The organism is Actinokineospora bangkokensis (genome assembly GCF_001940455.1).
Taxonomy (GTDB): Bacteria; Actinomycetota; Actinomycetes; order Mycobacteriales; family Pseudonocardiaceae; genus Actinokineospora; species Actinokineospora bangkokensis.
Window position 1 is genome coordinate 446112 of the sequence record NZ_MKQR01000007.1, and the last position, 11622, is coordinate 457733.

11 protein-coding genes are annotated in these 11622 nt (G+C 71.1%); 6 read left to right on the forward strand and 5 right to left on the reverse strand.

Features of this window, described 5'->3' with window-relative positions; genetic code table 11:
* Window positions 1–379 precede the first annotated feature (379 nt).
* Window positions 380–541 (reverse strand): hypothetical protein, encoded by a 162-nt coding sequence (locus BJP25_RS36520; RefSeq protein WP_408607103.1) that lies wholly within the window; start codon window positions 539–541, stop codon window positions 380–382.
* 332 nt (window positions 542–873) lie between these two features.
* On the opposite strand from BJP25_RS36520, the gene BJP25_RS33100 reads away from it, so the two are divergent.
* Window positions 874–1056: a hypothetical protein gene (locus BJP25_RS33100; RefSeq protein ID WP_143218899.1), complete on the forward strand. Its 183-nt coding sequence runs from the start codon at window positions 874–876 to the stop codon at window positions 1054–1056.
* Window positions 1053–1307: a type I-E CRISPR-associated endoribonuclease Cas2e gene (gene cas2e / locus BJP25_RS35255; protein WP_075973822.1), complete on the forward strand. Its 255-nt coding sequence runs from the start codon at window positions 1053–1055 to the stop codon at window positions 1305–1307. Before BJP25_RS33100 ends, cas2e begins: the two co-directional genes overlap by 4 nt.
* A gap of 1121 nt (window positions 1308–2428) precedes the next feature.
* Here cas2e and BJP25_RS06405 read toward each other — a convergent pair.
* The gene (locus tag BJP25_RS06405; RefSeq protein ID WP_075973823.1) at window positions 2429–2974 is read right to left on the reverse strand and encodes an NYN domain-containing protein; all 546 of its coding nucleotides are present in this window, start codon (window positions 2972–2974) and stop codon (window positions 2429–2431) included.
* A gap of 1858 nt (window positions 2975–4832) precedes the next feature.
* Between BJP25_RS06405 and BJP25_RS06410 the strand changes: the two genes are divergently transcribed.
* Entirely contained in the window at window positions 4833–5732 is a 900-nt protein-coding gene (locus BJP25_RS06410) for an Acg family FMN-binding oxidoreductase (RefSeq protein WP_408607112.1), read from the forward strand.
* Here BJP25_RS06410 and BJP25_RS06415 read toward each other — a convergent pair.
* Complete coding sequence (locus BJP25_RS06415; protein WP_084793716.1) at window positions 5630–8449, reverse strand: cation-translocating P-type ATPase; 2820 nt, start codon at window positions 8447–8449, stop codon at window positions 5630–5632. The two genes, BJP25_RS06410 and BJP25_RS06415, sit on opposite strands and share 103 nt — an antisense overlap.
* A gap of 214 nt (window positions 8450–8663) precedes the next feature.
* Here BJP25_RS06415 and BJP25_RS06420 point away from each other — a divergent pair, with 214 nt between their 5' ends.
* From BJP25_RS06420 to BJP25_RS06430, 3 genes are all read left to right on the forward strand, one after another.
* Window positions 8664–9314 carry a CBS domain-containing protein gene (locus tag BJP25_RS06420; protein ID WP_075973824.1) on the forward strand — a complete coding sequence of 217 codons (651 nt, stop codon included), beginning with the start codon at window positions 8664–8666 and terminating at the stop codon, window positions 9312–9314.
* A 233-nt stretch (window positions 9315–9547) separates the two neighbouring features.
* Window positions 9548–9889 carry a BON domain-containing protein gene (locus BJP25_RS06425; RefSeq protein WP_143218900.1) on the forward strand — a complete coding sequence of 114 codons (342 nt, stop codon included), beginning with the start codon at window positions 9548–9550 and terminating at the stop codon, window positions 9887–9889.
* Window positions 9886–10296: a hypothetical protein gene (locus tag BJP25_RS06430; protein ID WP_075973826.1), complete on the forward strand. Its 411-nt coding sequence runs from the start codon at window positions 9886–9888 to the stop codon at window positions 10294–10296. The genes BJP25_RS06425 and BJP25_RS06430 overlap by 4 nt, the downstream gene beginning before the upstream one ends.
* A 64-nt stretch (window positions 10297–10360) precedes the next feature.
* Here BJP25_RS06430 and BJP25_RS06435 read toward each other — a convergent pair whose 3' ends face one another.
* The gene (locus BJP25_RS06435) at window positions 10361–10993 is read right to left on the reverse strand and encodes a sigma-70 family RNA polymerase sigma factor (protein ID WP_084793717.1); all 633 of its coding nucleotides are present in this window, start codon (window positions 10991–10993) and stop codon (window positions 10361–10363) included.
* A 77-nt stretch (window positions 10994–11070) separates the two neighbouring features.
* A complete protein-coding gene (locus BJP25_RS06440; RefSeq protein WP_075973827.1) occupies window positions 11071–11586 on the reverse strand; it encodes a flavodoxin domain-containing protein in 516 nt (171 codons plus the stop codon).
* Between the last annotated feature and the right edge of the window lie 36 nt (window positions 11587–11622).

Consider the following 11622-nt stretch of genomic DNA (forward strand, 5'->3'; position numbering starts at 1 on the left):
GGCGGAAGCGTGGCATAACGGCTGGTGCGCGGGGATAAACCCATGAGCCGGTCCAGTCGGGACCAGCCCCGCTCACCCGGGGGAGAACCTCCGGCCCGGCTAGTGCGGGCTCTTCCTCGGGGGACCAGCCTCCCTCATGCGGTGAGAACAGTTCGACCGCGTCGCCGTCCAAGTCGACGTAGGGACCAGCCCAGCTCACGCGGGGAGGACCCCGGCCCTCCTCGTCCTAGGTGGTGCTGGTGAGGACCAGCCCCGCTCACGTGGGGAGAACGGTGCTGGTGTCGAGGTCGGGCAACTGCCGCTGTGGACCAGCCCCGCTCACGCGGGGAGAACTTGATGTAGACCTCGTTGGTGCAGCAGCAGGCGGGACCAGCCCCGCTCAGGCGGGGAGAACCTCGGCCAGCGACACGACGTTGGCGTCCGCCGACGGACCAGCCCCGCTCACGCGGGGAGAACCGGCGGGGACGCCCACGGCGCCACCGACCCCCAGGGACCAGCCCCGCTCACACGGGGAGAACTCGTCCTCGGTCTCGATGGACACGGCGAACCCGGGACCAGCCCCGCTCACACGGGGAGAACACCCACAGTGGCGACAACCCGACCTCGGAGTCCGGACCAGCCCCGCTCACGCGGGGAGAACGATATCTCCGCCGACTCCTACCGCGGCGACGCGGGACCAGCCCCGCTCACGCGGGGAGAACGGCGGCACCCTCAACGTCACCGGGGCCGCCACCGGACCAGCCCCGCTCACGCGGGGAGAACCACCTGCTCGACACGCCCGAGTCCGAGATCACCATTCTCGCGGCGTTCGACATCGCCGCCCGGCGAGTGGGCGACATCCCCTCCGAAACCCGCCGAGCCATCCGCGACCGCATGAAGGACGGCAAGTTCCTCGAGACCTGCGTCCACGACATCAGGTCCCTCCTCGCTGACGACCAGGAACCGGTCGTCGAATACGGCCCGGAGGCGTTCGAGGACCCCGACGTGGTCATGCTCTGGGACTACAACGGCCGCGACGTCCCCGGCGGTGTCGCCTACGACCAGGACCCCGAATGACCGTCATCGTCATCTCCGCCTGCCCCGTCGGGCTACGCGGGCACCTGACCCGCTGGCTGCTCGAGATCTCACCGGGCGTCTTCGTCGGCCGCTTCAGCTCCCGCGTCCGCACCCTCATATGGACCCGAGTCGTCGAGATGGCCAAGACCGGACGAGCCATCATGGTCCACCACGCGGACAACGAACAAGGACTCAACTTTGCCATCCACGCCCACGAGTGGACCCCATCGATCACGAAGACCTCACCCTGATCCGCCGCCCACTCTCCGACAGTGAAACACCTCCCGAAGCCGCCAATACCAGCACCGGGTGGAGCCGCGCCAGCAACGCCGCCGCTACGGCCGCTGAACCCGGCCATGCCATCTCACGCCACCGCTCTTCCTTCGCTAAACGGGCAATCTTTGTACTTGCAGCCCGTAGGAACAGTCTGGCTCGCACGGGGAGAACATCGGGGGGGGGGGCGTCGTCGATGACGGGTTCGGGGAACAGCCCCGCTCGCGCGGGGAGAACAAGGTGCGGGCGACCTCGATCATGTCCGCGGCCGGAACAGCCCCGCTCGCGCGGGGAGAACACTTGCTGGCCTGGTAGGATACTCTGTGTTGAGCTGATCGGTATCACTTCGGGATAGCTTCTTGCTGGGGTAACCGCCTGTATGTGTCCTCGCGGTCGGGTTCATCTAAAAGTCGCACTCGGTTGCCGGTAGCGGCGACAACCAGGAAGTCGCGTCGTACGCAGCGGCGCACGGCTCTGCGGACCGATCGTGACCAGATGATGCGTACTCGCGAGAAATTGCGCAGCTGTGATTGGCGACCACTGTGACCGGACTAGAATCGTAGTCTGTCGCGCTGGGGTGTCGCGCGACGTGCCGAATGGGCGACTGCTTGATGAAAACGGGGTTCGGAAGGAATGGTGGCGGGTTGGTCGACATGGTTCAGCCGAGTGGGCTGTTGACGACGAGATCCGCGCCTGAATAAGCAGTTCTCTCCCTACACCCTCTACGACGACCACCTAAACATGGTCACGACCGCTGGACCACGACCACCACTCGCCGACGACGTCCGCCGGACTCGCCGGACGCATCCGAGGACGCAGTGTCAACATCGCCATCCACTTGCTGATTGCACACCGCGGGCGCAACGCCGTGGACGTGACCATTTCGTGGGGGTACTCGGCCAAGCCGCCGACCGACGACGACCTCCGCCACCTTGGAACGCTACCCATGACTGTCGCAGTAGGCGTCGTCCAGTGACCTGCGCTCGGTGGTGGGCGTGCTGGCCAGTGACTTCGTTCGTGAACCGGTGGCTTTGCGATGGGGTGGACGTGGTTTGGAGCCGGGGCCGGGGTTGGGTGCCCCTGACCCCGGCCCCGGGGGTCAGGCGGCGCGGTGGTGAGTGAGGTGGTCGAGGTGGTGGTCGAGGAGGAGCACCTCGTCGGCAGTAGCTCCTAGTTCGGCGCTGAGGGAGTGGGACCAGGATACGATTCGGATGGTGACCCCGGGGACTCGGCGGCGAACCCTTTCGATGGCGGGGAGGAAGTCGCTGTCGCCGCTGGCCAGGACGACTGTGTCGTTGGGGGTCAGGTGGTCGATGGCGTCGTCGACCATGAGCATGCCTAGCTCTTGGTCGACCTGCTTCTCCACCGGTCCAATCCGGGGCTGGATGCGCACGTCGAACCCGGCCTGCTCGGCGGCGTAGCGCCAGGTCGTGGCCGCGCCTGGCTTGGTGGAGGTGACCAGCACAGATCTGCCGATGTGCTGATCGGGCGGACACAGCAGTTCGTAGAGCCTGGCGAAGTCGCAGGCCCACGAGACCTGGGACTGCTGGTCGGGCGTGGTGGTGATGCCCAGGCGCTGCCGGTGGAGACTGTTGCCGCCGATCCAGATGTTGGAGTGGTCGAGGTAGACGTAGATGATGCTCATAGTGTTCCTTCCTGGGTTCCTGATTTAGTTGCCAGCGTTGTTCACGGTTGCGTTGACACTGTCTGTTCATGTCGCGATGCAATTTATCTCGCGATTGTGCTGAGACTCTCTTCGGTGCTCCTTCAGGCTAGATGACCTGCGAAAACGGGTCAAGCAAGAGTACAAGTGGGCTGCTGCCACGCGCCGCTGAACCTCTCGCGGATTGGCATGTTAAAGGGGCTCTATTGATTTTTCGGTTGCGATACGGCCCGCGATGACCATTCCTGCGGTTCTCGCCTGTGGCTGTGACCTGGGGTTTGCGGGAATGGTGGATGTTGCCGAGGTGTGGAGTGGACAATGTGAAAGGTCCACAAACGACCCGGGGCGGGGCTCTGCAGGTACGACGGGCCCGGGAAGGATCACCCGTTCGGGGGACGGCGAATTCGGCCCGGGTGCTGCCGCGCTGCCTGGTCGATCGGCTCGGCCGGGTCGTGGTGGCCGTTGCCCGCGTCGTCGAGTCGTCGTCGTGCCCGGGGGCTGCGAGACTTTGGTCGACGCGCTGAGGACTGTGGTCGCGCCGGGTGGTGTGGGTTGTGCCCGTGCCCCCTCAGGTGGGGCGGGGGGTGGTTGCGCCAGCTTCCACGTCCCGGGTGTCGCTGAGTTCGCCTAGGCCAGTGCGTCAAGCCGACCTACGACGTCGGCGGTGCCCTCTTCTGCGAGCTGCGCGGCTCCTGTGCACGCCTCTGACGCCCTGACTCGCGCTCCGGCACCGAGCTTTACCAGCCCGGCGTGCCCCGGTTGCCCGATCAGATGGTGGTGTGATCGGCGGCGGTGTCGTAGTGAGGGCTGATCACGGCGCAGCGGGTGGCTCGGGGCGGCAGCGGCGAGGAGATGTCCGAGGACGCGCAGGGCATGTGGTTCTTGCCGGATGAGTTGTCGGAGGTCGCGTCCCGCGCCCACCGCGTGCAGGTCGACCAGCAGCGCGAGGGCGTGATCCACCTGTAGGAGCGGACCGCGCTCTGGTCCTCCCCGCTTGCCCGGTGGGCCGCTGAGGTCGACATTTGACTGTAGGTGCCTGGGGTGGCGCCCCGGGGTGCTCACCCCGCATATCGGGGGCAGGTGAACAGTCCATCGAGCTGACCGGGCTGCCCGGAAGGTGCCTGGAGGAGTTGCGGGTGAAAATCCGCGATCTCGTTGAGCCGGGCCAGGCGCCGGGGCCCGGCTGCGGGGGCTGGCGGGGAGGGGACCGGCGATACCAGCCGACTTTGCTCGGCCGCAGGAATCCGAATCGTTGGTGGTGCACCAGAGCTGTCGGGCGAAAACCCGGTGGAGCGCAGCGACGGCGAGTAGGCTCAGGTGCGGTGCCAGCGGCCTGCCTCCCCGCTGCCCCGCTAAGCGCCGATCAGCGCAGCACGCCGCTATACTCGTTGAATACCGGAACCCTGGCTTCGGGCGAGTTCAAGGTCTCGTCGAAGTAGGTCGGCCGCGTGCGCACCTCCGCGAACGTGACCCCCGCCCGTCGGCTAACTGGAAGCAGACGTTGGAGTTCCACGGCACCCGGTTCTCCGGGTGGGCGACGTTCCCCGCGCCCACCCGTCGACCGTCGTCCGCTCGTTGAGCCCTAGGCTCTCCACCCTCACCGCGTCGGTCCTCGGGAGGCGTGCGGTAGGGGGCGCCGGAACTCACCAAGGTCCTGTAGAGGCCGGGACCGGTGGCGCTGGGCAGCGGGCTTGTCCGGGTGTGCGATTAGGTTGCCCGCCTGTGGTGCGCGGGTGCGCCGTGATGCGGCGGTGGGCTCGTGGGACCGGAGGACGTGGTGGCGGAGTGGAACGCGTCGGAGCGGGCAGTACTCGCGGCGGCGGTGACGCGGGCGCCGTCGGTGCACAACACCCAGCCGTGGCGGTTGTGGTTGCGCGGGCGTGACGCGTCGGTGCTCGAACGGGTGGACGTCAGGCTTCCGCGCCACGACCCGGTGGGGCGGGACCGGTTGATCTCCTGTGGTGCGGCGGTGGCGAACTTGCGCTTGGCCGTGCGGCGGCTGGGGTGGTCCGAGCGCGTGGTGCAGTTCCCGGATCCGGCCCATCCTGCTGAGGTGGCCCGGGTGGTGGCGGGGGTGGCGTTGAGCCCGGATGAGGCGGAGTTGGCTCTGTACCGTGCTATCCGCGACCGTGCCAGCCACCGCGCGCCGTTCGGTGTCGGGACGGTTGCTGAGGCGGTGGTGCACCGGCTCACCGCGCCGACAGCCCTGGCTGGGGTTCGGGTGTCGGTCGTGCGCCTGCACGAGTGCGATCAGGTTGCGCGCTCCTTCCACCACGCTGCGCTCGTCCACCGGGCGGATTCGGCCTACCAGCGCGAGTTGGCCGCGTGGGGTGCCCGTGGTGGTGACGACGGGGTTGTCGAGCCGGGGGCGTCGGCCGCCTTGCCGTGGGCGGGGTTGGTCCGGCGGCGCACCGCCGTGCCCGACGAGCGGGTGCTGTCGGAGCGGTTGGCCGACGAGGTGGTGCTGGTGGTCAGCACCGTCGGGGACGGGCGTAGCGATCACCTGCACGCAGGGATGGCGATGGAGCGGGTCTGGTTGACCGCGACCGCGCTGGGGTTGGCCGCATCGGTGGTGACCCAGCCGCTGCACCTGCCCGAGGTGCGCAGAGACCTGGTCGAGGGTTTGGGGCTCGACGGCTACCCGCAGGTGTTGCTGCGGGTCGGGTACCCGGGCGTGGTGCCTGAGCGAAGCCCCCGCCGTTCCTTCACCGACCTGCTCGCCTCGCCCGGACCAGCCTGAGTCCGGCGGCGCTCCCGACCGCGCAGCCATGCGCGCAGCACCTCGTCGGCGCCCCACACCAGCACGGGGAACGCCAGCAGCACTGGCAGCAACCGCGCGGGTGGTGTGGCCGTGCCGAACAACCCGGCCAATGCGGGTACGGCCACCAACGCCGCGCTGAAGGCAACCTCGAAGGCCACGCCCAACAGCAGCAGTCGATTGCTGGTGAGTCCTACTGCGCGCAGCGGTGCCCGGTCGGTCCTGGCGGCGAAGGCGGTGCCGATCTGGCAGGCCACAATGCCCAAGAAGCTCATTGTGGTGGCCTGCTGCCACAGGTGGTGCAGCGGCGTGCCCGCCCCGGTGGGCGCGCCCGGGGTCCACCCGCCGTCGAGCAGCACCAGGAAGTACCCGCCTAGGACCAGCACGGCCGACAGCCCGCCGAGCAGGCCCCACGCCCTGGCCAGCATCGGCGCGTCGATGACGTTGTCGCCCCGGCGTCGCGGGGGGCGGTCCATCAGCCCCGGCTCGGCGGGCTCGCGACCCAGGGCCAGCGCGGGCAGGGTCTCGGTCCCCAGGTCGACGGCCAGGATCTGCAGCACCGTCAGCGGCAGCGGGACCGCACCGCCGCTGAGGGCGAACAGCAGGAACGGCGCGACCTCGGGGGTGGCGTGAGCGAAGATGTAGACGATGAACTTGCGCACGTTGTCGTAGACCCGCCGCCCGGCCTCGACGGCGGTGACGATGGTGGCGAAGTTGTCGTCGGTGAGCACGACGGTAGCGGCCTCCCTGGCCACGTCGGTGCCGCTGCGGCCCATCGCCACGCCGATGTCGGCCCGGCGCAGCGCGGGCGCGTCGTTGACCCCGTCGCCGGTCATGGCCACCACGCCGCCCAGGGCGCGCAGGGCGTCGGCGACGCGCAGCTTGACCTCCGGCGAGCTGCGGGCGAAGACGACCGCCCGGGTGCCGGAGAGCAGCCGCTCCAGTTCGGGCTCCCCCATGCGGGCCAGTTCCCCGCCGGTGACCACCGGGGTGTCCGGGTCGGCGATCCCCACCTGCTCGGCCACCCGCAGCGCGGTCAGCCCGTGGTCGCCGGTGACCACGACCATTCTGATGCCCGCGGTGCGGCACCGGCGCACCGCGTCAGCGACCTCCGGTCGAGGCGGGTCGACGAGCGCGACCAGCCCCAGCAGGGTCAGGTCTCGTTCGGCGTCGGCCCGCTCTTCGGGCAGCGGTGCTCCCGCGGGCAGCACCCGCCGCGCCACGGCCAGCAGCCTCAGCCCCTTGTGCGCGCGCTCTCCGACCACCTCGGCCAGCCAACCGCGGTCCCGCGCGGTGATCGGCCGCTGCACCCCGTCCGCGTCCACGATGCCGTTGACCAGGGTCAGCACCTCCTCCGGGGCGCCCTTGACGTTGACGACCCGACGTGCGCCACAGTCATCCACGGTGGACATGCGGCGCAGGTCGGGGTCGAAGGCGAACGACCGCAGCCGTGATCGGTCCCGGCTCGCGGTCGTGGTGTCGGCGCCGAGCGCCGCGGCGGCGCGCAGTAGGGCCACCTCGGTGGGATCGCCCGCGGTGTGGTCCCCGTCGAGTTCGGCGGTGGTGCACGCGGCCAGGGTGAACGCCAGGTCGGCCGCGGTCCCGGGCTCGACGCGCGGTCCGAACGGGTCGACCGCCCCCGCGGGGGTCCACACCTCGGTGACCCGCATGCGGTTCTGGGTCAGCGTGCCGGTCTTGTCGGTGCAGATCACCGTGGTCGACCCCAGCGTCTCCACCGCTGACAGCTGCTTGACCACGGCTCCGCCCCTGGCCAGCACCCGGACCCCCACCGCCAGGGCGAGGGTGATCGTCGGCAGCAGCCCCTCGGGGACGTTGGCCACCAGCAGCCCGATGGCGAACTGCACCGCGTCCCCCAAGGGCAGCCCCGCGAGCAGGGTGCCGATGGGCAGGAACGCCGCCCCCGCCCCCACCGCGACCGCCGCGATCAACCACGCCACTCTGGTCACCTGCCGCTCCAGCGGGGAGCGGTCGTGCCCGACGTGCTCGGTGAGCGCGGCGATGCGGCCGATCTCGGTGCGCATCCCGGTCGCGTGCACCAGCGCGCTGGCCGACCCCGCGGTGCAGGTCGTCCCGCTGAACACCAGGTCGCGGGCGTCGAGCACGTCGCCCTCGACCGCGTCGTCGCCCGCGGTGCGGGTCACCGGCACCGACTCGCCGTTGAGGGTCGACAGGTCCACCTCCACCGTGCCCGACAGCAACCGGGCGTCGGCGGAGATCCGGTCACCCTCGTCGACCAGCAGCACGTCGCCCGGCACCAGGTCGCGCGCGGGCACCGACGTCCGCGCTCCGTCGCGCAGTACCGAGGCCATCGGTGGCAGGTACCCGGCCAGGGTGCGCACCGCGCGCTCGGCCCGCTGCTCCTGGGCGAACGCCAGCCCGGCGTTGAGGAACACCACCGCCACCACCGCGATGCCCAGCGCCGTGGACCCTGATCCCAGCGCGAGCGCCGCGGCCGCCCACAGCAGCAGGGCGAGCGGGTGGGTGAACTGGCCCAGCAGCCGCCGCAGCCAGTTCGAGCGGCGGCGGGCGACCAGCGCGTTGGGCCCGTGCGCCTGCAACCGCCGCGCCGCCTCCCGCGAGGTCAGCCCCCCGGGCTGGGCTCGCAGGTCGCGCAGCAGCCGGGCCAGGGGCTCCTGGGGGTCTTCGGTCGTGTCCTGGGGCGCGTGCCGGGTGCTCACGCCCCGATGCTCCGGGTGGCGCCGAAAACCGGACAGGGACTGTCGCCGCAAGGGGATTGCCGACCCGCACTGTCCGCGCGGGACCTCCGTCCCGACCGGACGCCCTCAGGGAGCGGAGGACGCAACGTCCTTGCCCGGTGGGGACTTCCGGTGCCGGCGCACTTCTCCGTGTGGGCATGCGATCGGGCGAGGAGAGCAAGACCTAGGAGGCGCCATGCGCGTACGGGATGTCATGACGCGGCCGGTGGTGACCGTCCGACCGGACACACCGCTGCGGGAGGCGGTCACCCTGGTGACCGAGCACGGGTACGCGGGGCTCCCCGTCGTCGACGAGGACGGGCGGGTGATCGGCGTGGTGGGGGAGTCGGAGCTGCTGCGGTGCGTGGTCGACCCCGACGACGTCGCCGACCCGCTGGTCGGGGACGTCGTCGGGGGGCAGGTGCGGGTCGGGTCCCCGGTCGACCGGGAGGTGGTCGGTGATGTCATGGTCCGCCCCGTCGAGGTGGTGGGGCCGGACGTAGAAGCGGCGGTGGTGGCCGGGACGATGCTGACGAGCGGCACCCGGTGCCTGCCGGTGGTCGAGCGCGGACTGCTCGTCGGCGTTGTCGCCCGCCGCGACCTGCTGCGCACGCTGGTGCGGCCCGACGACGTCATCGCGGCGAAGGTGCGCGCCCTGCTCGACGACTACGCGGGCAGCAGGCGCGCGTGGTCGCTGGTGGTGGACCACGGCCAAGTCGGCGTGACCGGGGACTTCGCCGATGACGCCGAGCGCAGGCTGGTGGTCGCCCTGTGCCGGACCGTGGCCGGGGTCGGCGCCGTGCACCTCACGCCGGTCCCCGCCCCGAGCCTGGCCTGGGACGACTGACCGGGCGTTTGGCCGCCATCGCCGGGCGGCGCCGGGCGTCCCGGCATCCGGGCGGGCGCGTACACCTGCTCTGCTTGATCTGTCCACACCGGACCACCGTGGGCGCAGACAGGTGCGGGGCAGGGATTAGGGCCCACCCGGGCGCGTCTTCCGGCCCGCTCACGGCACCCGTCGGGCCCTGTGCGGGCCTGTGCGCGCGGATCAGCGTGGGAGGCGACAACCGGATGAGGAGAGTGAGCACAGTGGCCACGACGTTGGCGCTACCCCACCCCCGCGGCGTCCCGCAGCGCCGCGACGAGGACATCAAGGCCGAGGTCGAGCGGGACGTGCTGCCGCGCATCGAGGGCGTGGACACCACGATGGTGCGGATCCTGGTCGAGCACGGCACGGTGTGGCTGGTCGGCAGGCTCGACTGGGACGGGCAGGCCGAAGAGGTCCGCACTCGGGTGGCCCGGGTGCCTGGGGTGGTGGCAGTCGAGGACCGGCTGCGCGGCGCGTGGGACGACCACCCCGTGTACCGGTGGCACCCACACGTGCCTCACCTGCGGCGCCATCCTCGAGGGGGTGCCCGGTGACCGAGCCGGGCCGGTGGCGGACCCTCGCCGTGACCGCCACCGCCTTAATGGCGATGTGGGCCCTCGCCGGGGCCGCGGGCCTGGTCGGGGGCGGTCTCAGCTTCGGGCCGGAGATCGATTCCCGACTTCCCCGCCAGAGCCTTCCCTTGGCGGGGGCAGCGTTGTTCGTCGTCGTCGCGGTCCCGATGGCCGCGGCGGCGGTGCTCGCGTGGCGATCCTCCCCGTGGGCGTCGCGCGCGGTGGCGGTGGCGGGGGTGGTGCTGGTCGGTTGGGTCGTCGTCGAGACCGTTGTCATCGCCGAGTGGTATTGGCTGCAGCCGCTGTGCTTCGCCTACGGGCTGGGTTTGGCCGCCTTGGGGCTCGCGGGTGCCCGGCGCCCCACCCCGCGCCGCGGGCACCGGGGGTAACGGCTTTGCTGGTTGTGTCCGCGAGTGCGGCGCGCTCCGCCACGCGCCCGGCGAGGGCAGTTGCCTACCGCAGGCAGGGGAGGACGAGGACCCCGTCCGCCACGACCAACTGCTCGCGCAGCAGTGCCAGTGCGCGGTGCTGGGCGACCCGCACCGCCTCGGGGCTGCGGCCCAGGGCGTTTCCCGTGTCCCGGGCGGACATGCCCTCCACCAGCCTCATCCTCACGATCGCCCCCTGCGCGGGGGAGAGGCTTCCCAGCAGCTGACCCAGCTCTCGGCGCGTCTCCCGCGCGCACACCACCGCGGCTGGGTCTCCGCTCTCATCCGGGGCGTCGGGCAGGTCGACAGCAGGCACCTCCGGTTCACGGCCCAATCGGCGGTAGTGGTCGCTGATCTTGTTCCCGGCGATCGTGTACGCCAGCGGCAGCAGCAGGTCCACGGACCGGGAGAACCGGGGCAGCTGTTTGTGGACGGCCGCCAGCACCTCCTGGGTGATGTCGTCGCAATCGGCCCACCGGCTCGCCGCAGCGCCCAGCCTGCGCGCGCAGAAGCGCCGCACGACCGGCTGGAGCCTGGCCAGCAACAGCGCCTCCGCCGTGGTGTCCCCGGCCTTGGCCGCGAGCAGCAGGACGGCTTCGTCCGGGCGGTCACCGAGGTGGTCCGGGCGGCCGCGTCGTGCCGTCGCGGTAGCTGCCATGGCGCACCTGCCCTCGTCCGGTCTCGTCAACGCACCCGACTGAACCGCACCGGCGGGCACCGGCACAGGGACCGAAGTCACTGCCCGCCGCGGACCTGAGTACCCCGGTGGCGGCGCACGGCGGCGGCGACCCCGACCGCCCACGTCTCGACGTTGTCCCAGTCGCGGGCGTCACCGGGCATCCGCGCGGCCAGCAGCCGGTCGGCGAACCCCGTGGCCAGCGCCGGGTCCAGCCTGCCGCCGAAGACCCGCGGTGCGCTCGCGCCGACGGTCGCGGCGTGCCTGCGCCCACCCGCGGTGGGTCGCCGGTCACGGGGGGCTGGACCCACCCACCCGCTCTCGAAGAGGAACACCGGTCTCGCTATCAGCTCGGCCCGGTGAGCGCGTACGAACTGCCGCGCCTCCGGCCGCCACCGGCCCGCGTAGACCGCGGTGCCAAGTACCACCGCGTCGTAGTCGTCGATCAGGCCGACGTGGCGCACGTCGCGCACGTCGAGGTCGAGCCCGCTCTCCCGCAGGACCCGCCCGACGACGCCGGCGATCTCCTTCGTGGAGCCCATCTTGCTGGCGTAGGTGACGAGGATCTTCTCCATGGCCACCACGCTGCGCGCCGCGCGCCGCGCCGTGGC